Consider the following 23,539-nt stretch of genomic DNA (forward strand, 5'->3'; position numbering starts at 1 on the left):
CGTTCTAGCTTGGATAAAGCCTGCTTCATGGCTGACACAGGTAGGGCAATGAAGATTTCTCGACGATGGTTCATGGCGGGCCTGGCACTGACCGGCGCCGCTGTGCCAGCAGCGTATTTTGGGCATCGTGAATGGACGAAGCCGGATCCGACGATCACCCCGGGTGAGGCGTCGTTCGACATCGCGGATGTTGCCGGGCAACGCCTGGCGGATGCGCTGCGCGGTATCTGGCAGATTCGTTTCGAGGGCCATGACGCCGGTATCGCGGGTTTACCCAGGGACGGTCTGGAAGTGTTTCTCGATGTGGCCCACAAAGGGCGCGGCGTTATCGGCTTTCTCGACACGGCCGAGCGTTTGCGCTCGCCTCAGGCGCCGCGCTACCGCATTCTCGCGGACCTCGCCGATGTCAAAGCCTCGCAGTTGAGCTGGCGTCTGGTCAGCGCATCGGCGGCCGACGGTGCACCGGACTACGAATTCAACATGGCGCTGGATGAAGTCTGGGGCGGCTTCGGCAACGCCGGCAGCGGCAGCCTCAGCGGGCGCGTCCTCAGACTGGATCGGCCGTTAATGCTGCCGGCGCAGGACAATCGTTTTATTGCCGTAAAACGCATGTTCCCCGAGGCACGCGAGCGGGCCGGGTTGAACCCGACGTTGCTGGCCTGGCTGATCTCCCCCGAGCACCGCCTGTTCCACCAACTCTGGCACGCCAGCCGCGACAAGTGGCACACCTTGAGCGAGGAAAAACGCGGCGCCCTGCGCGGTATCGGCTGGCAGCCTGGCCCGCGTGGCAAGGAGCGCGACGCCCGTGGCCCGCGCAAGGATCGCAATGGCTCGGGTATCGATTTCTTCTTCATGCACCGGCACATGCTGGGCACGGCGCGATCAATGCAGGATCTGCCGTCGTGGCAGCATTTTCCCCTGCCGCAGCCGGAATTGATCCGCGATCGCCAGGGTTTTGCCGATTATTTCGACAATCACGACGGCACTTCGCTGCCGCCGACCTGGCTGGCCGAGGACGATGACGAATACTCGCAATGGGTCAGCGACATCAAGACGGCCGAGACTTATCACAGTAATTTCCTGGTGTGGGAATCGCGCTACCGTGACCCGCGCTACCTGGCCAAACTGACCTTGGGGCAGTTCGGCTCGGAGGTTGAGCTGGGGCTGCACGACTGGCTGCACATGCGCTGGGCGTCTGTGCCGCGCGATCCCTCCAACGGTCACCCGGTGCCGTTTGCGCGTGATCCGGCCGATTTTTCCGCGCGTTGGTACGCCGCTGAAAACGATTTCCTGGGCGATCCGTTCTCCTCTCATGTGAGCCCGGTGTTCTGGGCGTTCCATGGCTGGATCGATGATCGTCTGGAAGACTGGTTCCGCGCGCACGAGCGCTTTCATCCGGGCGAAGTCAGTCGCTTGCAGGTCAATGGCGTGCCGTGGTTTGCACCGGGACGCTGGGTGGAAGTCGCCGACCCATGGCTCGGGCCGAGCACCCACGGCTGCAGCACGGTACCGGGCCTGCAGCCAGGCAAGTCAGTGGAGATGGATCCGGAAACCATGAAGCTGGCCCTGCGCATCACCTTCAGCGATGACGAGAAAGTGTTGTCGTCGTTGTTGCGCAAGGTGCCGCAGCGTCCGTGGTATGCGCGTCATCTGAAGCCCAGACAGACTCAGGTCTGAGACGGTATTCACTGCCATCGCCAGCAGGCTTGCCCCCCCACCCATTCAGCTGCACCGATGAATGTGGTGGGTCCGGCCTGCTGGCGATTGCACTTGCAGGTCAGCGCGATGCCAGTACCTGCCAGCCGCCGCCTAATGCCTTGTACAAGGCAATGCTTGCCTGCATTCGTGACAATCTCAACTGCACATTCAAATCCTGCGCGGCATAGAGCGTGCGTTGGGTTTCCAGCACCGTCAGCAAATCCTCTGCGCCGGCCTGGTAGCGACTCTGGGCGATGTCGAACGCCGTTTGCGCTTGCCGCAGCTCCTCGCTTTGCCATTGCCGTTGCTCGTCGAGGCCGCGAATGCTGTTCAAGGCTTTTTCGACATCGGCGAAGCCATTGATGATCGCGCCGCGATAGTTCTGCAGCAGTTCTTCCTGGCGCGCAGTGGCTTTGTCGCGCTCTGCGCCGAGACGACCGTTATTGAAGATCGGCCCGATCAATCCGGCGGTCAGGTTGTAGAAGGGGTTGCGCAGAACGTCGCGGAACTGGTCGGCCCCGGAGCCGATATCGGCACTGAGGCTGACAGTCGGCAGCATGGCAGCGCGGGCAACCTTTACGTCGGCCTCGGCGGCGGCCAGTTGCGCTTCGGCGCGCGCGATGTCCGGGCGGCGATTGAGCAGATCGCTTGGCACGCCAGTGGCGATTTCCGGCCAATGCAGTTGATCGAACGATTCCCGGTTCAGCACGAGAGCCTGAACCGGGCGACCCAGCAGGGCTGCGAGGCTGATCGAAGCGTCCCGGGCCTGTTGTTGCACCAGCGGCAATTGCCGTTGCTGGGCTGCTACCAGGCTTTTCTGCTGAGCCAGTTCCAGGGCGGTGGCTGAGCCTGAGTCAAAACGTGTTTGCACCAGTTTCAAAACGCTTTGCGCGTTGGCCAGATTGAGCTCGGCAATGCGGCTCTGCTCGCGCAGCGACAAGGTTTGCGCATAGGTGTCGGCGACACTGCCGAACAAGGTCAGCTCCACCGTGGCACGATCGAACTCGCTGGCCTGCAAGGCGAATTGCGCACTGTCGCGAGAGGCTTGTTTGCCACCCCAAAAGTCGATTTCGTAACTGGCATTCAGATTGGCGTCGAAGTAATCCACGGCCTTGTTACTGCTGTCGGCGTCCAGTTGGCTGTAGCCCTTGCCGCGTAACAGTTTCTGCCGATTGGCATTGAGCGTGGCCTGCACTTCAGGCAATTGTGAGCCGCCGGCGATCACGGTGCCGGCCTGGGCCTGGCGTACCCGAGCCATGGCGGCGGCGAGGTCGAAACTGCCAGTGCGAGCCTGTTCGATCAGGCGATCGAGCTCCTGGCTGCCGAACTGCGTCCACCATTGCGGGTTGTTGCGGGCAGTGCTGGCAGCCTGCGCTGACTGCCATGCGGCGGGAGGCTGCAAGCCGCTGTCCGGACGCTGAAGGGGATTGGCGCAGGCGCTGAGAATCAGGCACACGGTCAACAAACTGAAGCGCGGTTTCATAGATCGATCATTCACTGGTAAGGGCCGTGACCGGGTCGAGCCGGGCAGCTTTGCGGGCCGGCATGAAGCCGAAGACAACACCGGTGATCAGGGCGCAGCCAAAAGCGCCGAGCACTGCCAGCAGCGAGAAGGCGACGGCGATGTCACTGAGGATCAGCACGCCACCGACGATCAACGCCAGGGCAATCCCGGCGATCCCGCCGACCACCGAGAGCATCACCGCTTCGGTGAGGAACTGACGCAGGATGTCGCGCTGGCGAGCGCCGGTGGCCATGCGAATACCGATCTCGCGGGTACGTTCGCGCACCGTCATGAGCATGATGTTCATCACGCCGATACCGCCGACCAGCAGCGAAATCGCCGCAATCGATCCGAGCATCAGCGACAGGGTATTTTGCGTGCGCGCTTCGGCCTGGATCATGGCGGCGTTGTTGGTCAGTTCGAAATCCTTTTTGCCGTTATGCAGGCGCAGCATCATGCGCTCGATTGCCTGTTCGGTTTCCTTGACCTTGCGTGCATCGGCGGCAGCGATGGCGACGTACTCCGGGTTGTACGTGCCAAACAGGCGCGTGCTGGCGGCGGAGTAGGGAATGGCGATGCGGTCGTCACTGTCGGAATCGCCGGAACTGGAGCCTTTTTCGGCGAGAACCCCGACCACTTGAAAGGGCACGTTTTCAATCAGGATGTACTGCCCGATGGGATTGGCGACGTCCTTGAGCAACTTGCTTCGGACTTTGTGGCCGATGACGGCAACCGCAGCGCCACTGGCTTCGTCGGCGGCGGTGAAGTAAGCCCCTTCAACCACCGGCCAATTGAAAATCTTCGGGAAATTGGTGTCGTTGCCGCCCACGTAACTGTTGTGATCGAGATTGCCGTAACGCACCACGGCTTCGGCGCCGTTGACGGGCATGATCTGCTTGATCAGCGGCAGGGTGGCGAGCACTGCGAGGTCGTCGAGGGTGATGATGCCCTGCGGTGCACGTGGGTGCGGAGGGACGCCACCCAGGTAAATGATGTTCGAACCGAAAGCGCCCATCTGCGCCATGACCTGACGCTTGCTGCCTTCGCCCACGGCGAGCATGACCACCACCGAGGCTACGCCGATGATGATCCCGAGCAGGGTCAGCGCCGTGCGAAAGCGGTTGATCCACATCACTCGCCAGGCGGCATGTAGAGCGTCCACCAGCTCGCCTTTCCAGGCACCGGAGGCTTGCGCACCTTCGCTCAGGCGCTTGCGCAGATCGACGGCTTGCAGGGCGCCGGGGTTGGCCGTGGCCTGGGCTTCGGGGTTGTCCCGGGCGCTGTCGCTGATGATCAGGCCGTCGCGGATCTCGATGATGCGCTTGGCCCGCGCTGCGACTTCGCGGTCGTGGGTGATCAGGATGACCACGTGGCCCTGGCTCGCCAGCTCGTCGAGCAACGCCATGACTTCCTTGCCGCTGTGGCTGTCGAGGGCGCCGGTGGGTTCGTCGGCCAGGATGATGTGGCCGCCGTTCATCAGTGCCCGGGCGATCGACACCCGCTGCTGCTGGCCGCCCGACAACTGATGTGGACGGTTGCCGGTGCGCGAGGCCAGGCCGAGGCGATCGAGCAGGGCGGCCGCGCGGGCGTGGCGTTCGGCGGCGGGGGTGCCGGCGTAGATTGCCGGCATCTCGACGTTCTCCTGGGCCGAGCCGGACGGAATCAGGTGATACCCCTGAAACACGAAACCGAAGGCTTCACGCCGTAGCCAGGCCAGTTCGTCGGTGTCGAGGCCGGCGACGTTTTCCCCGGCAAAACGGTATTCGCCAGAGGTGGGTCGGTCGAGGCAGCCGAGAATGTTCATCAGCGTCGATTTGCCGGAGCCGGAGGCGCCGACAATCGCCACGAACTCACCGGCGTGGATCGACAGGTCGATCCCGCGCAGCACATGCACTTTGGGGGCGTCGCCACCGCCGTAGGATTTGCGGATGTCCTGCAGGTCGATCAGGGGCGTCTGCATTCAGCCTCCGCTGCCGTCGGCCGGGCCGATCAACAGGTGATCGCCCTCGTTCAAACCTTCCAGCACCTGGACTTTCAAGCGATCGCTGATGCCGGTGTGTACTTCGCGGGACTGGATGTCGCCATTGGCGGCGATCACCTGCGCGGTCTGCCGGTTTGCCGTGGCAGTGCCTTGCAGGGCGGCAACCGGTGCGGTGAGAACGTCTTTTGCCTGACTGGCGACGAAGAATACCTGGGTGGTCATTTCCGCCATCAGTACGTTGTCGGCGTTGTCGACATCCAGCAGCACGGTGTAGAGCACCACGCGGGCGCTGCCGCTTTTGCTGGAACTGACAGGACTGCCGCCGCCCTGGCTGGTCTGGTCCAGCGGCTTGGGCGGCACCGGCAGGATTTGCCGCACGGTGCTGCTCCAGCGCCGCTGGCCGCCGCTGAGGGTGGTGAAGTAGGCGGTCATGCCCGGTTTGACGTGGCCGATGTCGGCTTCGGAAACCTCCGCCCACACGGTCATTGGCGACAGCTTGGCGATGCGCAGGATCAGCGGTGTCTGTTGTTGTGCGTTGAGGGTCTGGCCTTCGCGGGCATCGAGGGCCACCACGGTGCCGGCCATCGGCGCATAAATGCGGGTGTAGCCGAGTTCCGCCTGATCGCTGCGCAGGCTGGCTTCGGCCTGACGGATCTGGGCCTGGAACATGTCGATGCGTGCCTGGGTGGCTTTAAGTTCGGCGCGGGCGGTCTGCACGTCTTCTTCGCGGGTGGCGCCGCCAGCGGCGAGATGCTGCTGGCGCTGGTATTTCTGCTGCGCGAGTTCGTGCTGGGCTTTCTGTTCCTGTAATTGGGCCTTGAGGTTTTCGATGGAAAAACGCCCGGCGTCGAGTTTGGCTTTCTGGGTCGACGGATCGATTTCCACCAGCAGCTGACCTTCCTTGACCACGTCGCCGACCTCTACATGTATCTTGCGGATCTGCCCCGACGCCTGGGCGCCGACGTCCACATAACGCCGTGGTTGCAGGGTGCCCAGTGCGGTGACGCTGCTTTCGATATCGCCGCGGGTCACTTGTACGGTGGCGAACCTGTCCCGCCCGGGAGGCAGGATCTGCCAGGCGGCGTAGGCGATAACGGGGATCAAGCAAAGGACTACGAGCAGGGCGCGTCGGGCGGGGCGGGGACGTTTCATGCAGGGTTCCGGCCAGTGGAAATCGGCCCGTCGTTCAGAGGAGTGCGCGGGGTCAGGCACCGTTGAACGCTGCCGCAGGGCGCGACAGACACGGGGAGCTGTCCTGTAAACGAAGAAAGCGGAACGGAATTTAAGTGGCGACACAGGTTGTTACAGCAATCTGAAGGTATAGCCGGCCACTATTTGTCGGGCAACGACAAACACTACTTTAAATCTATATGAGAATTACTATAAATTACGCACCTCAAGTTGCCACTATCTTGCTACTGCCTCGGGCGGCTCGGCAGAACAGTGTGCTCAAGGACAAAACCCGCACTCGAGCGGCCGGGAGTCATGTTGGAAAACTACTATCGTGAGCTGGTGTGTTTCCTGAACGCCAGGCTCGGCAACCGACAGGTGGCCGAAGATGTGGTGCATGACGCTTATGTACGGGTCCTGGAGCGTTCCAGCGATACGCCGATCGAACAGCCCCGGGCCTTCCTTTATCGCACCGCGCTGAACCTGGTGATCGACGACCATCGGCGCAATGCCCTGCGTCAGGTCGAATCGCTGGAAGTGCTCGACAGCGAAGAGCGCTATTTCACGCCGTCCCCCCACAGCACCCTCGATCATGGCCAGCGCCTGGACATGTTGCAGCGTGCGCTGGACGAGCTTTCGCCGCTGTGCCGCGAGAGTTTTCTATTGCGCAAGATCGAAGGCCTGTCGCACCCCGAGATCGCCGAGCACCTTGGTATTTCCAAGGCCCTGGTGGAAAAGCACATCGTCAACGCCATGAAACATTGCCGCCTGCGAATCAAACAATGGGATGCCCATTGAGCCGTCGCCGTTAAATTTTATTTCACTGTCCTCGTTCCTACTCAACAGACGATCTGCTGTCCTGCTCCGGGCCGGCCGGTCACCCAAGCTCTTCCTCCGCGCTGTTCGGGGGTTCATCCAGAGGACACTGGAAATGACACAGGCAATTGCATCGCCCATCGTTCACGACCTGATCGGCGTCGGTTTCGGCCCTTCGAACCTGGCGCTGGCCATCGCTCTGCAAGAGCGCGGCGCGACCCAGGGCGAGCTGGATGTGCTGTTCCTCGATAAACAACCCAACTACAGCTGGCACGGCAACACCCTGTCGACCCAGAGCGAGTTGCAGATTTCCTTTCTCAAGGATCTGGTCACCTTGCGCAATCCGACCAGCCCGTACTCGTTCGTCAACTACCTCAAGCACCACGGTCGTCTGGTGGACTTCATCAACCTCGGCACCTTCTATCCGTGCCGCATGGAGTACAACGACTATCTGCGCTGGGTGGCCGCGCAGTTCACTGAGCAGAGCCGCTACGGCGAAGAAGTGCTGACCATCGAGCCGGTGCTGCACAATCATCAGGTCGAAGCCCTGCGGGTGATTTCCCGCGGCACGGACGGCCAGCAGTTGGTGCGCACCGCGCGTTCGGTGGTGGTCAGCGCCGGCGGCACGCCGCGCATTCCCGAGGCGTTCAAGGCGCTGAAGGGTGACGCTCGGGTTTTCCATCACTCGCAATACCTGGCCGAGATGGCCAAGCAGCCGTGCATCAACAACCAGCCGATGAGCATCGCAATCATCGGTGGCGGCCAGAGTGCGGCGGAAGCCTTCATCGACCTGAACGATTCGTTCCCGTCGGTGCAGGTGGACATGATCCTGCGTGGCTCGGCCCTGAAGCCGGCGGACGACAGCCCGTTCGTCAACGAAGTGTTCTCGCCGGAGTTCACTGACCTGATCTTCCAGCAGAACAGCAGCGAGCGTGAGCGTCTGGTCAACGAGTACCACAACACCAACTACTCGGTGGTCGACATCGACCTGATCGAGCGTATCTACGGCATCTTCTATCGCCAGAAAGTCTCGGGCGTGGCACGCCACGCGTTCCGCACTCTGACCACCGTCGAGAAAGCCACCGCCACCGAACGCGGTATCGAACTGACCGTGCGCAACAACGCCACCGGCGAAGTCACCGTGCGTGCCTACGACGCGGTTGTGCTGGCCACCGGTTACGAGCGTCAGATGCATCGCAAACTGCTGGCGCCGCTGGAGGAGTACCTGGGCGACTTCGAGGTCGATCGCAATTACAAGCTGATCACCGACGAGCGCTGCAAGGCCGGTCTGTACATGCAGGGCTTCTGCCAGGCCAGCCACGGTCTGAGCGATACGCTGTTGTCGATCCTGCCGATCCGCGCGGACGAGATTGCCGGGTCGCTGTATGAGCATGGCAAGAACCGTGGGCACAGCCGTTCGGTGATGGACTTGTTGTTGGCGACTGCCAGCTAAACCTGCGGCGTTTGCCAAATCGTCTTCGCGGGCTTGCTCGCGAAGAGGCCTTCAAGTAAACCGCAAAAACTCAATCCTGAACCCTTCCTGAACACCCGCCACATTCCCCGACACACTTCCTTTTGCGGGTTTACTCTCCAGACATCGGGGCGTAAGCTTCGCGCGTTTTCATCAATAGCGGAGACCCACAGTGGGTACTTGTTCGAGTGACAGTTGTCGGCCGGTCCTTGTAACCGGCGGATTCTCGGCAAGATAACGCGCATTCCTTTGTGCCGTTGTCTCGCCGAACAGCGAGCAGCGGCATCCCGATCATGACCGGTCCCGGTCATGTCCCGACGTCCTTCTCATCGACACTGAAAAGCCTGTGAAGTCGACTTCATCGTCGTCATTGCAGCCCTATCGACACGCCTGTCTTTTCTGACCGGCGCGCCACGCCTTGCCGTGCCGGTTTTCCGGTGCCCAGGACGAGGACGTACCTGCTCGACGGTTTCCCGGCTGACCATAGGGGCAACAGCCATGAAACTTACGCTCAAGGAATTTTTCGCAGGCTTCCTGCGGACCCGTCACATCGCCCGGCACTTCCGTCGCCTGGCCTTGCTGGAAACCCTCAGCGACACCACGGTCAGCCGTGAAGTGCCGCCCACCCTGGCCAATACACTGGTGGACGCCGCCCATTGCGACAGCGGCGTGCTGTTGTCGAACCTCGGCACCCACACCGATGGCCTCACTGATTTCGAAGTCGATGTACTGCGTGCGCAGCACGGCCTCAACGAAGTCGAACACGAGCAACCGCTGCCGTGGTGGACCCATCTGTGGCATTGCTACAAAAACCCGTTCAACCTGCTGCTGACCCTGTTGGCGGTGATCTCGTGGCTGACCGAAGACCTCAAGGCCGCCATCGTGATTTTCTCGATGGTGGTGCTGTCGACGCTGCTGCGCTTCTGGCAGGAAAGCAAATCCAACCAGGCCGCCGACGCGCTCAAGGCGATGGTCAGCAACACCGCCACCGTGCTGCGCCGGGATGCGCCGCGCGCTGAACTGCCGATCAAGCAACTGGTACCCGGCGATCTGATCGTGCTCTCGGCCGGCGACATGATTCCTGCCGATTGCCGGGTGCTCAGCGCCAAGGACCTGTTCGTCAGCCAGGCGGCAATGACCGGTGAATCGATGCCGGTGGAAAAATTCCCGCGTCAGGCCGATCGCGACACGCGCAATCCGCTGGAACTCGAGAACATCCTGTTCATGGGCACCAACGTGGTGTCCGGCACGGCGGTGGCGGTGATTCTCACCACCGGCAACAGCACCTATTTCGGTGCACTGGCGCAGCGGGTCGGGGCGACCGATCGCGCGGTGACTTCGTTCCAGCAAGGGGTGAACAAAGTCAGCTGGCTGCTGATCCGCTTCATGTTCGTCATGGCGCCGCTGGTGTTGTTCATCAACGGTTTCACCAAGGGCGACTGGACCGAAGCGCTGCTGTTCGCGCTGTCGATCGCCGTGGGCCTGACCCCGGAAATGCTGCCGATGATCGTCACCTCGACCCTGGCCAAGGGCGCGGTGTTTCTGTCGCGCAAGAAAGTCATCGTCAAACGCCTGGATGCGATCCAGAACTTCGGCGCGATGGACGTGCTATGCACCGACAAGACCGGCACCCTGACCCAGGACAGGATCTTCCTGGCGCGCAATGTCGACGTCTGGGGCGAAGACTCCGACGACGTGCTGGAAATGGCTTACCTCAACAGCTACTACCAGACCGGGCTGAAAAACCTGCTGGATGTGGCGGTGCTGGAGCACGTGGAAATCCACCGTGAGCTGAAGGTCGGTACGGCCTTTCGCAAGGTCGATGAAATCCCGTTCGACTTCAACCGCCGGCGCATGTCGGTGGTGGTCGAAGGGCGCGGCCAGCCGCATCAACTGATCTGCAAGGGCGCGGTGGAAGAAGTATTGGCAGTGTGCAGCCGGGTGCGTCACGGTGAAGTCGACGAAGCCTTGAGCGATGAATTGCTGGCGAAAATTCGTCAGGTCACCGCAGCATTCAACGCTGAAGGCTTGCGTGTGGTCGCGGTGGCAGCACGATCGATGCCTGAAGGTCGCGACACTTACAGCCTTGGCGACGAGCAAGAACTGACGCTGATCGGTTACGTGGCGTTCCTCGATCCGCCGAAGGAAAGCACCGCCCCGGCACTCAAGGCCCTGGCCGAGCACGGCGTGGCCGTGAAAGTGCTGACCGGTGACAACGAACTGGTGACCGCCAAGATCTGCCGCGAAGTGGGCCTGGCCCAGCAAGGCCTGTTGATGGGCAACGACATCGAACGCATGAGCGACGCCGAACTGGCCGTGGCGGTAGAAACCACCAACGTGTTTGCCAAACTGACGCCGTCGCACAAGGAACGCATCGTGCGCATCCTCAAAGGCAACGGCCACGTGGTCGGGTTCATGGGCGACGGCATCAACGACGCACCGGCGCTGCGCACCGCCGACATCGGGATTTCCGTGGACAGCGCGGTGGACATCGCCAAGGAAGCGGCCGACATCATCCTGCTGGAAAAGAGCCTGATGGTGCTGGAGGAGGGCGTGCTGGAAGGGCGTCGGACCTTCGCCAACATGCTCAAGTACATCAAGATGACCGCCAGCTCGAACTTCGGCAACGTGTTCTCGGTGCTGGTCGCCAGTGCGTTCATTCCGTTCCTGCCGATGCTGCCGATGCACCTGCTGGTGCAGAACCTGCTGTATGACATTTCGCAGATCGCGATCCCGTTCGACAACGTCGACGACGAGATGCTGAAGCAGCCACAACGCTGGCAGCCAGGGGACGTCGGGCGCTTCATGCTGTTCTTCGGCCCGATCAGTTCGATCTTCGACATCACAACGTTCGCCTTGATGTGGTACGTGTTCGATGCCAACACCCCGGATCACCAGACCCTGTTCCAGTCCGGCTGGTTCGTGGTGGGGCTGCTGACCCAGACGCTGATCGTGCACATGATCCGCACGCCGAAGATTCCGTTCCTGCAAAGCCGCGCGGCGATGCCGCTGCTGGTGATGACCGCAATCATCATGGCCGTGGGCATCTTCCTGCCGATGGGGCCGCTGGCGCACTACTTCAAATTGCAGGCGCTGCCGTCGATGTACTTCGTGTTTCTGCCGGTGATCCTGCTGGCGTACATGGCGCTGACCCAGGCCGTCAAAGGCTTCTACATCCGCCGCTTCGGCTGGCAGTAACAGGCAAGATTCCCCCCTTGTGGGAGCGAGGGGGGCGGTTTCAAGGAGTTCGACATGCAAGCGATCAACAATCTCAACCTCACTTCGTTGCTCGATACCCTGGTCAGCCTCAGCGCGGCGTTCATTCTCGGCGGCCTGATCGGCTTCGAACGCCAGTACCGGCAGCGCACGGCGGGCTTGCGCACCAACGTGCTGGTGGCGGTCGGCGCGGCAATTTTCGTCGACATGGCCAACCGTCTCGCCGGGGCCGAAGGCGCGGTGCGAGTGGTTGCCTACGTGGTTTCCGGCATCGGTTTTCTCGGTGCCGGGGTGATCATGCGCGAAGAGGGCAACGTGCGTGGGCTCAACACCGCCGCCACGCTCTGGACCTCGGCGGCGGTTGGTGCCTGCGCCGGTGCCGACCTGCTGGCCGAAGCGGTCCTGGGCACCTTGTTTGTGCTGGCCGCCAATACCTTGTTGCGGCCGATCGTCAACAACATCAACCGTCAGCCGCTGGACGTGGTCTCGGCGGAAGTCACCAACATTGTTTATGTCATCGCTCGGCGTTCGCAGCAGAAAGCCGTGTTCGCCTTGCTCGAGGCCGAGCTGGAACGCAGCAATTACCCGGCCAGCGATGTCGATGTGCACGCCTTCGGTGCCGATGAAATCGAGATCGAAGCGACGCTGGCAACCACCTCGGTGGACGGTGATGAGCTGGACGCACTGGTGGCGCGAATCTCGACCTCGGCGCTGGTGGTGCAGGCGTTCTGGAGTCCGAGCACCACGGAGTAACTTTTTCAATCCCGATGAGTGACCGTGTTTTTCGGAAAAGTCCTACAGAGTGTATCCCGATGCTTGGGTAGTCTTGCCGCCACTTGAAGCGACTACCCGGACTTCCACATTGACCGACAAAACCCTGCGCATCCTGATCGCCGACTTGCAGCATTTTCAGCGGATGAAGATCGAGCGCCTGTTCAATGGCCTTGATTATTACCGCATTGCACCGGTGCAAAGTCTTGCCGAACTGTTGACCCTGGTCGATTACGGCTGTCAGCCGTTCGATGTCCTGGTGGTTAATGCCGAACTGGCGAACGGGATCGCGGATCTGCCCGGTGTTCTGTTCGATCACCCACAAGTCCGACGGGCCCTGGTCTATGGTGAGCCGGCGGATTCCACAGGTGTTCCCGGGCATTTTGGGGCAAAGGTCATCACCAGCCCTGCAGCGCTGCCTTCATTCGACGAAATCGAACAGCTGATGACCTCGGTCGAGGCATCGCTTGGGCGGTCATCGCGTGCGCTATCACAGATCGGTCTGGCGCGCACCTGTCAGATCTGACAGGTGCTTCATCGTAAAGTCTGTGCAACAGTTGTAGCGCAGCTACCAATAGTCCCGTTCATGCAAGATCGGTGGCTTCATCACTATGTAATCGCACCGGGAGTGGTCATGGGTCGAGTATTGCTTGCCGAAGATCACCCGGTGGTCGTCTCTGCCATCCGTATGCTGTTGCATGGGTTGGGCTATAAGCAGATTCACGTGGTGTCGAGCGGCGTCGACGTCGTGCCGATGATTCGTGAACATGCGCCGGATCTGATGATTCTCGACCTGAACCTTGCAGGTATGGGCGGGCTGGATGTATTGGAGCGTATCAGGACTATCGGGCTGGTTTGCAAAGTCGTGATTTTTACCTCGGCTCCCCAGGACAGTTTCCTGATGCGCTGCCGGCGTGCCGGAGCGATGGCCTTCGTGGAAAAGTCCGCCGACCTGAAACAGCTCGAGAATGCGATCAAGGCTGTGCGTTCGGGCTACACTTTTTTTCCTGAAATGCACGGTGTCAGTTCAGGACAACTCGATGCACTGAGTGATGAGCGGCAGTTGATTGATCGGCTGTCCGACTGCGAACTGCATATTCTGGTGCAACTGGCTCACGGCAAGTCCAACAAGCTCATCGCCTTGGAAATGAACCTGAGTCACAAAACCGTCAGCACCTACAAGACCCGATTGATGCTCAAACTGGGAATAACGTCCTCAGTGACGTTGCGAGAGCTGGTCGTGCGCAACGATCTGTTCTGAGAGGCTTTCCATGATGAGACCGTTGCGGTTGGTGTTTCTGTTGGCACTTTTGTTTGCAGGCACAGTTCAGGCGGCGACGAGTGCGCAAAGACTGGAAATCGTTTCCCGCACCCGCCTGGAAGGCGTGCAGGTTCGCCTTGATGATCAGGATAAACAGTGGCTGAGCGCGCATCCGGTATTGCGCATCGGTGCCTCCTGGCCGGATTACCCGCCCTTTGAACTGACGCGCAAGCGCCATGAGCTGGAAGGCCTCACCGCCGATTACGCCGATGCGATTGCACAGGTACTCAATCTCGCCGTCGAAGTCTGGTGCTATCCCGACCGCGCAAGTGCGATGGCCGCGCTCAAGGCCGGTGATCTGGATTTGCTGGGCACGTCGAACAACTTCGAGATCGCCGACCCCGAACTGATGCTGTCCCGTGCTTACGCCGAAGATCAGCCGATGTGGGTGACCCGGCTCGACGAACCATTGCCCGACGATCTGGCCGGCAAGCGAATCGCCATGGTGGACGACTACCTGCCAGCCTCGACCATCGAGCAGGCTTACCCGCAAGCCTCCCTGCAGCGTTATCGCTCGATTCTCGATGCCCTCGGCGCGGTGGCGTTCGGTCGGGATGCGCTCTACCTTGGCGACTTCATCAGCGCCAGCTATCTGATCAACACTCATTTTTATAACGACCTGCAACTGGCGGGCCCCTCGGGCCTTGACGCCAACCCGTTCGGCTTCGCACTGACCCGCAGCAACACGCGGTTGAAACGTCTGGTCGACAAGGCACTGCTGGCGATTCCCATGGAACAGCGCCTCGCGATGGAGCTGCGCTGGAGTGCCGGGCGCGCCGACAGGGCAGCGCAGTCGCGGGTAAGTCTGAGCGACAGCGAGCAACAATGGCTGGATCAGCATCCGGTGGTGCGGGTCGGTGCTATCGACGATTTTGCGCCACTGGCATTCTTTGATGCCGATGGCCGATTCAGCGGCCTGACTGCACAACTGCTCAACCTGATCAGTCAGCGCAGTGGCCTGACATTCGAGGTGGTGCGCGGTCAGTCTCTGGATCGTCAGGTCGAGCAGCTCAGGAGCGGGGCGCTGGATCTGTTGCCGGTGCTGACACCGAGCCGCGAGCGTGAACTTGAAATGCGGTTCACCCGGTCGTACGCCAACAGCCCCTTCGTCTTGATCACCGATTCGAAGGCACAGGCGCCGCGCAGTCTCGAGGAGATGGCGGGTAAACGTCTGGCGCTCTATCGCGGTAATCCGCTGCGCGAATATCTGTTGGAGCACGTGCCGCAGATCAACCTGATCGAGTTGCCGAGTCCGGCGGACGGTACGCGGGCGCTGCTTGATGGTCGGGCTGATGCGACATTGAGCTCGTTGCTAGTGGCGCGTTATCAGATCGATCACCAGTACCGTGAGCGCTTGCGGATTGTCTCCACGCTGGGTGATCAACCGGCCCGGATTGCCATGGCCACGGCGCCCGATGCCCCGCAACTGCAATCGATTCTGAACAAGGCGCTGCTGGCCATTGCCCCCCAGGAAATTGATGGTCTGGTCGCGCGCTGGAGTCGTAACGTGGTGCTGCAGGACAGCTATTGGCAGCGTCATAGAGAGCAAATCCTGCGCGGCTTTGCCATTGCCGCCGGGTTGCTGTTGCTGGCGTTGGGCTGGATCGCCTTTCAGCGTCGGCAGATCCGTCAGCGTCAACAATGGTTAAGACAGTTGCAGGAGGCCAAGGAGGCAGCCGATGAAGCCAATCGTGCCAAGAGCACGTTTCTGGCGACCATGAGCCATGAAATCCGCACACCGATGAACGCCCTGATCGGCATGCTTGAACTGGCCCTCAAGCGTGCCGATGAAGGCGTGACCGATCGCCAGGCGATCGAGGTGGCGTCCAGTGCCGGGCAGCAATTGCTGGCATTGATCGGCGATATTCTCGACATCGCGCGCATTGAGGCTGGGCATTTGTCGCTGGTTCCCGAACGGGTCAATCTGCGCGAGGTGGTGCAGTCGGTGTGTCGGATTTTCGAAGGCCTGGCCCGGCAGAAGCAATTGTTGTGGCATGTGGAGCTGGATGAACGCAGCAACGTCGAGGTGATGATCGATGCCCTGCGTTTCAAACAAGTACTGTCGAATCTGTTGAGCAATGCCATCAAGTTCACCGATGACGGCGAGGTGAGCCTGCGCTTGCGCGTATTCGGCGAACAGGACGGGCTGATTGAAGTGGGTGTAGCCATTGAAGACAGTGGCCGGGGAATCAGCGCCGAGGATCAGCAACGCTTGTTCAGCCCGTTTGTGCAGGTCGGCGATCATCAGACTGCGGCGCAGGGCGGTTCTGGCCTGGGGTTGGTGATCAGCCGCAACCTGTGCCGGATGATGGGTGGTGATTTGTGGATGACCAGCGAACCGGGCAGGGGCACTCAGGTCATGCTGCGACTGGAACTGCCAGTGCTGCAGCCGCTGGTGCAGGAGGCTGCACCGGCACCCGTGGCGACGGCGGTCAAGTCGCTGAACGTGCTGGTGGTGGATGACCATCCCGTGAATCGCCTGTTGTTGTGCCGACAGTTGAGTGAACTCGGCCATCGCCCCGTGGAAACCGATGGTGGTGGGAGCGGGCTGGCGCTGTGGCGCGGGCACTCCTTCGATGCATTGATCACTGACTGCAACATGCCGGGGCTCAACGGTTACGAGCTGGCGCGCGCGGTGCGTCAGGAAGAGGCCGCGACGGGCAGGGCGCCCTGTCTGATCCTTGGATTTACCGCCAATGCGCAAATGGAAGAAAAGCAGCGATGCCGGGCAGCCGGGATGGACGACTGTCTGTTCAAACCGGTTCTGCTGCGCGAATTGAGCCAGGCGCTGATGGTCGCTACATCCGGGGGAACGCAGGTTGAGAGTGTGGACGATCCGGCAGTGGCCGCGTTTGACCTGAGTGCGCTGTTACAAATGGCAGGCGCGGACAACCCGCTGATCGCGCAATTGCGTGAGGAGGTGCTGAGCAGTCTGCGCATTGACCTGAAGCGTCTGGATGAATCGGGCCGCAAAAATGACCGCGCCGATTTGCGTGATCTGGCGCATCACGTCACGGGCGGGGCGCACATGATCGGTGCCGAGCGTGTGGTCTCGGCGTGTCGGGTGCTCGAACAGGCCTGCCGGGCCGATCAGCCCGAAGCGGCATTGATGGCCGCCATCGATTCGCTGCGCGAGGCCATGCACGACCTCGCGCAGCAGCTTCAGGCCTGATCGATCAGTCCCACTGCGGCGCGATGCCTTTGGGGCTGGTCAGGCGATGGCCGCGCTCCAGTGTGGCGATCAGCGCCATGTCGGCGTCGCTCAGGGTCAGCGCCGTGGCACCGAGGTTGCCTTGCAGGTTGGCGCGTTTGGTCGACGACGGAATCACCGCATAACCCGATTGCATCGCCCACGCCAGCGTAACCTGCGCCGGGGTGGCATGCAGGCGCTCGGCGATCTGCACGATCAGCGGATCCTTCAGCACTTCGCCGTAGGCGAGGGTCATGTACGACGTGATCTGGATGCCCTGACTTTGCGCGAACTCGACGACCTTGCGGTTTTGCAGGTATGGGTGCAGTTCAATCTGGTTGGTGGCGATGTTTTGCGCACCGACCGCAGCAATCGCCTGTTTCATCAGGTCGATGGTGAAGTTGGACACGCCGATCTGCCGGGTCAGGCCCAGGCGTTTGGCTTCCAGCAGCGCGCCCATGAATTCCTCCACCGGCACCTGATCTTCCGGCGACGGCCAGTGGATCAGCGTCAGGTCGAGGTAGTCGGTCTGCAGCTTTTTCAGGCTTTCCTTGAGGCTTTCGATCAGACGATCCCCGGCGAAGTTGGCGATCCAGATCTTGCTGGTGATGAACAGCTCTTCACGGGCAATGCCGCTGGCAGCGATGGCTGCGCCAACGTCGGCCTCGTTTTCGTAGATCTGTGCGGTGTCGATGACTCGGTAACCAAGTTCAAGGGCAGTGCTCACCGAATCGATGACCACCTGACCTTGCAGGCGAAACGTACCAAGACCGAAAGCGGGAACAGACATGCAGGGGCTCCAGGATTGCAGTGGGATTGGGCAGGAGTATCCGCGTCTGATTCCTTAAGAAAAACCGCTGTGGGGGCAAAGTACTGTTGACTGAAAGTCACGAATCACGCCAATCAGTCATCGTTCCATCGGTAGGACGATGAGGACGGTTTTGGCTGACTAGTACTAAATACGTGGCGAATTTATGATCGGCCCATGATCAACCCGATTACGGAGTCCACCATGAAAAATCTTATCGGTCTCTACACCAGCCCTCGCGGCCACTGGGTCGGCGATGGGTTTCCGGTGCGCACCCTGTTTTCCTACGACAACATGGGCCAGCACATCAGCCCGTTCCTGCTGTTGGATCACGCCGGGCCTGCGCATTTCACCCCGACTACTGAACGCCGCGGCGTGGGGCAGCATCCGCACCGTGGCTTCGAAACCGTGACCATCGTTTACGAAGGCGAAGTGCAGCACCGCGACTCCACCGGCAGCGGCGGCACCATCGGTCCGGGGGATGTGCAGTGGATGACGGCGGCTTCCGGAATCCTGCATGAGGAATTCCACTCGGAAAACTTCGCCAAAACCGGCGGCAACCTGGAAATGGTGCAGCTGTGGGTGAATCTGCCGGCGAAGGACAAAATGGCCGCGCCGGGTTACCAGACCATTCTGGACAGTGATATTCCGCAAATCGCGCTAAAGGACGGTGCCGGCAGCCTGCGGCTGATCGCCGGTGAATTCGACGGCCACAAAGGTCCATCCCGCACGTTCACGCCTATCGACGTGTGGGATCTGCGACTGAACACTGGCAAGTTGCTCTCGCTGGATCTGCACGAAGGCCGCAACACGGCGCTGGTGGTGTTGAAGGGTTCGGTTCAGATCAACGGTGGGGAGTCGATGCGCGAAGGCCAGTTGGCGCTGTTCGAGCGTGATGGCGATCGCATCACCCTTGAAGCCAGCGCGGACGCGGTGGTGCTGCTGCTCAGCGGCGAGCCGATCGACGAGCCGATTGTCGGCCACGGCCCGTTCGTGATGAACACCGAGCAGGAAATCCATCAGGCTTTCGCCGACTTCCAGTCCGGCCGCTTCGGCCAGATGCACAGCTAAAAAAACCGGCAGGCGCCACGTGCGCCTGCCGGTTTTTTTTTGAGCGCGTGCAGTGGCGCTCATCCCGCCAAATCAATTCCTCCTACACTGAGCCCAATCTGTGCGATCTTCTCGCGACTGGCCCCTGTCGGAGTTGTTTGATGCTGTCTCTGCTCACCGATCATCCGTTGTTTTGCGCCTTGATCCTGATCCTGGTCGATCTCGGTCTGTGGCGCCTGATCAGCGCCCACGGCAGCGCGTGGAAACTGTTGGTGCGGGTGCTGATTTTTGCCCTGTTCAGCATTCTGCTGTTCAACGAAGGGCTCAACCCGATGGAGCCTGCGCCGTGGGCCGACAATGTACCGTTGCACCTGGCGGCGACCGGGTTGCAGATCGGCTGGTGGCTGTTCGGCGCGCGCACCCTGACGGTTCTGATTGGCGCGGTGATGATGCAGCGGGTCGGGCACACCGGGCGGCTGTTGCAGGATCTGCTCGGTGCGGTGATTTTCCTGATCGCCATTATCGCGGCACTGGCCTATGTGCTGGATCTGCCGGTCAAGGGCGTGCTGGCAACCTCCGGGGCGCTGGCGATCATCGTCGGTCTGGCGTTGCAGAGCACCTTGAGCGACGTGTTTTCCGGGATCGTGCTCAACACCACCAAGCCTTATCAACTGGATGACTGGATTTCCATCGACGGCACCGAAGGTCGGGTCACCGACATCGACTGGCGCGCCACGCGCCTGCAAACCAGTCAGGGCAGCATGGCGGTGATTCCCAACTCGCTGGCGGCCAAGGCCAAGATCATCAACTTCAGCCGACCGAGCAATATGTTCGGGGTGGCCGTCAGCGTGCAGGTCAGCCCCCATGCGCGGCCCAGTTCGGTGATCGAGGCCCTGGAGCGGGCGATGCAGGGTTGTCGCCAGTTATTGGAGAGCCCTGCGCCGAGTGTCGCGCTGAAGAGCTCCAACAGTGCGGGTGCCGAATATGAAATCAGCGGGTTCGTCGCCTCGATGAGCGAAAAGCGCGTGGTGCGCAATCAGCTGTTCGACCTGGCGTTCCGGCACTTGCAAGCGTCCGGGGTCAATCTGCTGTCGAGCGATGAGCCCGGCGTGGCGAGCAATCTCTCGCGGCCACGGGCGTTGCTCGACAGCTCGCCGATTTTCTCCACCCTGCGTCAGGAAGAGAAAGAAACCTTCAGCCAGAACATGACCCTGCAAACCTTCCGCGCCGGCGAGACGATCCTCGCGGGCGGCGAGGTCAGCGATCACCTGTTCATCATCGAATCCGGCGTGGTCTCGGTGACGCTCAAGCGCCATGGCACGCCGTTCGAGTCTGGACGGATGGGGCCGGGTGAGGTGATCGGCGAGGCGGGGATTCTGTCCGATACGTCGTTGCCGGCCGATTTCTCCGCCAAGACCTTCTGCGCGCTGTACCGCATCGAGAAGTCTTATCTCAAGCCGTGCCTGGACGCTCGTCACGACATCAACGACGCGATGCAGGCGCTGCTCGATTTCCGCCTGCACAAGGCGCAATCCCTGACGGAAGAAACGCCGGTGCTGGCGCCGAAAAAAGGGTTCCTGCAATGGCTGCGCAATCGCGTCTGAGCCTTCAGCGCAGGCCGTAATCCGCCAGTTTGCGTTCCAGTTTCAGGCGCACCTGCGGCCATTCGTCATCGATGATGCTGAAGCGCACCGAGTTGCGCTTGCGGCCGTCCGGCATGATGCGTTCGTGGCGGACGATGCCTTCCTGTTGCGCGCCGAGCCGCAGGATCGCGTTGCGCGACTTCTGGTTGTTTTCGTCGGTGGTGAACTGCACCCGCACGCAATCGAGCACCTCGAAGGCGTGGCACAGCATCAGGTACTTGGCCTCGGTGTTGACGAAGGTCTTCTGAAAGCGTGCGGAAATCCAGCTGCTGCCGATCTCCAGCTTGCGATTGAGCGGGTCGATCTTCCAGAAGCGGGTCGAGCCGATCACCTCGCCGGTTTCCTTCAATACGATGACAAACGGCATGACGGTCCCAGCCTCACGGCCGTCGAGGGCCTTTTTCAGGTAAGCGTCGACGGTGGTGGCCGACGGCACCACGGTGACCGTCAGATTCCACAGTTCACCGTCAGCGGCAGCGCGGAGCAGGGCATCGGCGTCGGCGTATTGAAGCGGGCGCAGGATGATGCCCTGGCCTTGCAGCGTTGTTTGCATGTGGGGATTCTCGGCGATCGGGCAAGGGCTTATTACGCCGTACGGGAAGGATCCGACGCAACCGTCGCGGTGGGCGGATGTCACAGTTTTTATCGGTCAATGGCAGGAACCCGGACGATGAAAAAAATGCGCATTGCCACGTTCAACGTCAACGGCCTGCGGGCCCGACTGCCGAACCTGCTGGAATGGCTCAAGCGCGAGCAGCCGGACATCGCCTGTTTGCAGGAGCTGAAACTGGTGGACAGCGCGTTTCCCGCCGCCGAGTTGGAGGCCGCCGGCTACGGCGCCATCTGGCACGGCCAGGCGTCATGGAACGGCGTGGCGATTCTTGCCCGCGATGCGCAACCGCTGGAGAGCCGGCGCGGTTTGCCCGGCGATCCCGACGATAAACACAGCCGCTACCTCGAAGCGGCGGTGCACGGGGTGTTGGTGGGATGCCTGTACCTGCCCAATGGCAATCCGCAACCGGGGCCGAAGTTCGACTACAAACTGGCCTGGTTCGAGCGCCTGATCAAATACGCCAAGGATCTGCAAAGCAGCGATCACCCGGTGGTGCTGGCCGGCGATTACAACGTGGTGCCCACCGATCTGGATATCTACAACACCCGTTCGTGGCTCAAGGATGCGTTGTTGCAACCGCAAAGCCGCGAGTGCTATCAGCGTCTGCTGGATCAGGGCTGGACCGATTCGTTGCGGCATCTGTATCCCGAGGATCGGCTCTATACGTTCTGGGATTACTTCCGCCAGCACTGGCAGAAGAACTCCGGGCTGCGGATCGACCATCTGCTGCTCAATCCGACGCTGAGCCCTTATCTGCACGAGGCCGGTGTGGATGCCTGGGTGCGCAACGAACCGCATGCCAGCGACCACGCGCCGACGTGGATTCGCATCGATTCGCGTAAAAGACGCTAGCCGGTGATTGGTTAATTCAATTGTCGATTCGAGGCCCGGATCCCGTATACATGGCGACCATCGGCGGAACGATCCGCGCCCCCATGCGAAAGGACCCAGCCATGAGCGAGCCACGCCTGACGAATCTGAAACAGTATCTGCAACGCCTGGGATTCGATACGCCCCCGGCACCGACCCTTGAAACCCTGCGCCTGCTGCAGCTGCGCCATACCGGCGCCTTTGCTTTCGAAAACCTGTCGACGCTGAGTGGCGAACCTGTGCTGATCGATCTGCCCTCCATTGAGCGCAAGGTCCTGAACGACGCCCGTGGCGGTTACTGCTACGAGCTGAACTACCTGTTTCTGGCCTTGTTGCTGGAGCTGGGGTTCGATGCGCGGGGCATCAGCGGGCGCGTGGTGATGAATCAGCCCGAAGGCAGTTGGACGGCGCGCACCCACCGCTTGAGCCTGGTGACCATTGACGACGTGCGCTACATCACCGACGTCGGCTTCGGCGGCATGGTGCCGACCGCGCCGCTGGTGCTGGATACCGACGCCGAGCAATCCACCCCGCACGAACCGTATCGCATCGAAGTGCAGGCCGATGGCTACATGCTGCGGGCCAGGGTTGCTGGCGAATGGCGGCCGATGTACCTGTTCGACCTGCAGCGCCAGGAAGACATCGATTACACCCTCGGCAACTGGTACGTCTCGACCCACCCGGACTCACCATTCGCCCAGCGCCTGATGGTGGCGCGTACCGGCGACGGCTGGCGGCGTACGCTGAACAACGGCAGTTTCGCCATTCACAGCATAGGCGCCGAGAGCGAGCGGCGCGAAGTGACAGATGTTGATGAACTGATCGAGTTGCTGGAACGGGAATTTGGCCTGAACTTGCCGCACCAGCCCGGTGCACGAGAGGCTCTGGCGCGCTTGATTCAGCCAGTTTGAACGCTACGGTTTGACGTCCGGTTCCAGCACCCGCCGGATCTCGTTCACGGCCGCCGACAGTTTTTTCTCAAGGCTCTTGAGGTCGGTGGCGGTGATGCCTTGCTTGAATTGCCCGCTTGAATGCTCGAGTTCCTCGGTTGCGCCACGGCTGTTAAGCAATGCGCGGCGCAGGGTGTTGTTGATTACCGTCTGATAGCCAAACCCCTCGCTTTCAGCGACCTCGCGCGCGGCTTCGATCACCGCGTCATCGAGCATGATGGTGATGCGGGTCTTGCCCTTGATCGGCGCGATGGCGCCGCGTTTACCGTCGCTGAAATTGTATTCATTTTTCATTGATTACCTCTGCGCAAAGTTGCCATTGCTCGCTGGGCTCGAATGCGTTGGCAGCATTCTTGCTTTTGTCGAACTGAATCTTGAATGACTTCATTATGCATACTTTATATGTATAAAAAAGAGTGCGGCCGCGCCGTCGGTCGCCGTGAACACTTCAGCCTAGGCGGATAAAA

General features: G+C 61.1%; 18 protein-coding genes. 12 read left to right on the plus strand and 6 right to left on the minus strand.

Annotated features, from left to right (window positions below):
- The first annotated feature begins 48 nt into the window (after window positions 1-48).
- The gene (gene pvdP / locus PDR5_RS09390) at window positions 49-1,677 is read left to right on the plus strand and encodes a pyoverdine maturation tyrosinase PvdP (RefSeq protein WP_064594776.1); all 1,629 of its coding nucleotides are present in this window, start codon (window positions 49-51) and stop codon (window positions 1,675-1,677) included.
- Window positions 1,678-1,777: 100 nt separating this feature from the next.
- Here the strand turns inward: pvdP and PDR5_RS09395 are convergent, their stop codons facing one another.
- The 3 genes from PDR5_RS09395 to PDR5_RS09405 are packed head-to-tail and all read right to left on the minus strand — an operon-like array spanning window position 1,778 to window position 6,335.
- The gene (locus PDR5_RS09395) at window positions 1,778-3,181 is read right to left on the minus strand and encodes an efflux transporter outer membrane subunit (RefSeq protein WP_064594777.1); all 1,404 of its coding nucleotides are present in this window, start codon (window positions 3,179-3,181) and stop codon (window positions 1,778-1,780) included.
- 7 nt (window positions 3,182-3,188) lie between these two features.
- Complete coding sequence (locus PDR5_RS09400; RefSeq protein ID WP_064594779.1) at window positions 3,189-5,162, minus strand: MacB family efflux pump subunit; 1,974 nt, start codon at window positions 5,160-5,162, stop codon at window positions 3,189-3,191.
- On the minus strand, window positions 5,163-6,335 hold the full coding sequence (locus PDR5_RS09405; protein WP_064594782.1) for an efflux RND transporter periplasmic adaptor subunit: 1,173 nt from the start codon (window positions 6,333-6,335) through the stop codon (window positions 5,163-5,165).
- Between the two features lie 333 nt (window positions 6,336-6,668).
- Between PDR5_RS09405 and PDR5_RS09410 the strand changes: the two genes are divergently transcribed.
- The 7 genes from PDR5_RS09410 to PDR5_RS09440 all read left to right on the plus strand — a co-directional run bounded on the left by PDR5_RS09410 (window position 6,669) and on the right by PDR5_RS09440 (window position 17,120).
- The gene (locus tag PDR5_RS09410; RefSeq protein ID WP_064594786.1) at window positions 6,669-7,151 is read left to right on the plus strand and encodes a sigma-70 family RNA polymerase sigma factor; all 483 of its coding nucleotides are present in this window, start codon (window positions 6,669-6,671) and stop codon (window positions 7,149-7,151) included.
- A 133-nt stretch (window positions 7,152-7,284) separates the two neighbouring features.
- Window positions 7,285-8,622 (plus strand): lysine N(6)-hydroxylase/L-ornithine N(5)-oxygenase family protein, encoded by a 1,338-nt coding sequence (locus PDR5_RS09415; RefSeq protein ID WP_064594788.1) that lies wholly within the window; start codon window positions 7,285-7,287, stop codon window positions 8,620-8,622.
- Between the two features lie 516 nt (window positions 8,623-9,138).
- Complete coding sequence (gene mgtA / locus PDR5_RS09420; protein WP_064594790.1) at window positions 9,139-11,838, plus strand: magnesium-translocating P-type ATPase; 2,700 nt, start codon at window positions 9,139-9,141, stop codon at window positions 11,836-11,838.
- Between the two features lie 54 nt (window positions 11,839-11,892).
- Complete coding sequence (locus PDR5_RS09425) at window positions 11,893-12,609, plus strand: MgtC/SapB family protein (RefSeq protein ID WP_064594791.1); 717 nt, start codon at window positions 11,893-11,895, stop codon at window positions 12,607-12,609.
- 109 nt (window positions 12,610-12,718) lie between these two features.
- Window positions 12,719-13,153, plus strand: coding sequence for a hypothetical protein (locus tag PDR5_RS09430; RefSeq protein WP_064594792.1), 435 nt, complete (start codon window positions 12,719-12,721; stop codon window positions 13,151-13,153).
- Between the two features lie 108 nt (window positions 13,154-13,261).
- Entirely contained in the window at window positions 13,262-13,888 is a 627-nt protein-coding gene (locus PDR5_RS09435; protein ID WP_064594793.1) for a response regulator transcription factor, read from the plus strand.
- A 10-nt stretch (window positions 13,889-13,898) separates the two neighbouring features.
- Window positions 13,899-17,120, plus strand: coding sequence for an ATP-binding protein (locus PDR5_RS09440; protein WP_156669315.1), 3,222 nt, complete (start codon window positions 13,899-13,901; stop codon window positions 17,118-17,120).
- A gap of 4 nt (window positions 17,121-17,124) precedes the next feature.
- On the opposite strand, the gene dkgB is transcribed toward PDR5_RS09440, so the two are convergent.
- Window positions 17,125-17,928 (minus strand): 2,5-didehydrogluconate reductase DkgB, encoded by an 804-nt coding sequence (dkgB, locus tag PDR5_RS09445; RefSeq protein ID WP_064594794.1) that lies wholly within the window; start codon window positions 17,926-17,928, stop codon window positions 17,125-17,127.
- Window positions 17,929-18,150: 222 nt separating this feature from the next.
- On the opposite strand from dkgB, the gene PDR5_RS09450 reads away from it, so the two are divergent.
- Together PDR5_RS09450 and PDR5_RS09455 are read left to right on the plus strand one after the other, a co-directional pair.
- Window positions 18,151-19,017: a pirin family protein gene (locus tag PDR5_RS09450; protein ID WP_064594795.1), complete on the plus strand. Its 867-nt coding sequence runs from the start codon at window positions 18,151-18,153 to the stop codon at window positions 19,015-19,017.
- Between the two features lie 140 nt (window positions 19,018-19,157).
- Complete coding sequence (locus PDR5_RS09455) at window positions 19,158-20,600, plus strand: mechanosensitive ion channel family protein (protein WP_064594797.1); 1,443 nt, start codon at window positions 19,158-19,160, stop codon at window positions 20,598-20,600.
- A gap of 4 nt (window positions 20,601-20,604) precedes the next feature.
- Here the strand turns inward: PDR5_RS09455 and PDR5_RS09460 are convergent, their stop codons facing one another.
- On the minus strand, window positions 20,605-21,192 hold the full coding sequence (locus PDR5_RS09460) for a GNAT family N-acetyltransferase (RefSeq protein ID WP_064594798.1): 588 nt from the start codon (window positions 21,190-21,192) through the stop codon (window positions 20,605-20,607).
- 117 nt (window positions 21,193-21,309) lie between these two features.
- On the opposite strand from PDR5_RS09460, the gene PDR5_RS09465 reads away from it, so the two are divergent.
- On the plus strand, window positions 21,310-22,104 hold the full coding sequence (locus PDR5_RS09465; protein WP_064594799.1) for an exodeoxyribonuclease III: 795 nt from the start codon (window positions 21,310-21,312) through the stop codon (window positions 22,102-22,104).
- Window positions 22,105-22,205: 101 nt separating this feature from the next.
- Window positions 22,206-23,033 (plus strand): arylamine N-acetyltransferase family protein, encoded by an 828-nt coding sequence (locus PDR5_RS09470; protein ID WP_064594801.1) that lies wholly within the window; start codon window positions 22,206-22,208, stop codon window positions 23,031-23,033.
- Window positions 23,034-23,036: 3 nt separating this feature from the next.
- On the opposite strand, the gene PDR5_RS09475 is transcribed toward PDR5_RS09470, so the two are convergent.
- Window positions 23,037-23,366: a BrnA antitoxin family protein gene (locus PDR5_RS09475; protein ID WP_064594803.1), complete on the minus strand. Its 330-nt coding sequence runs from the start codon at window positions 23,364-23,366 to the stop codon at window positions 23,037-23,039.
- Window positions 23,367-23,539: the final 173 nt, after the last annotated feature.

Source organism: Pseudomonas sp. DR 5-09 (genome assembly GCF_001655595.1).
Lineage (GTDB): Bacteria > Pseudomonadota > Gammaproteobacteria > Pseudomonadales > Pseudomonadaceae > Aquipseudomonas > Aquipseudomonas pharyngis.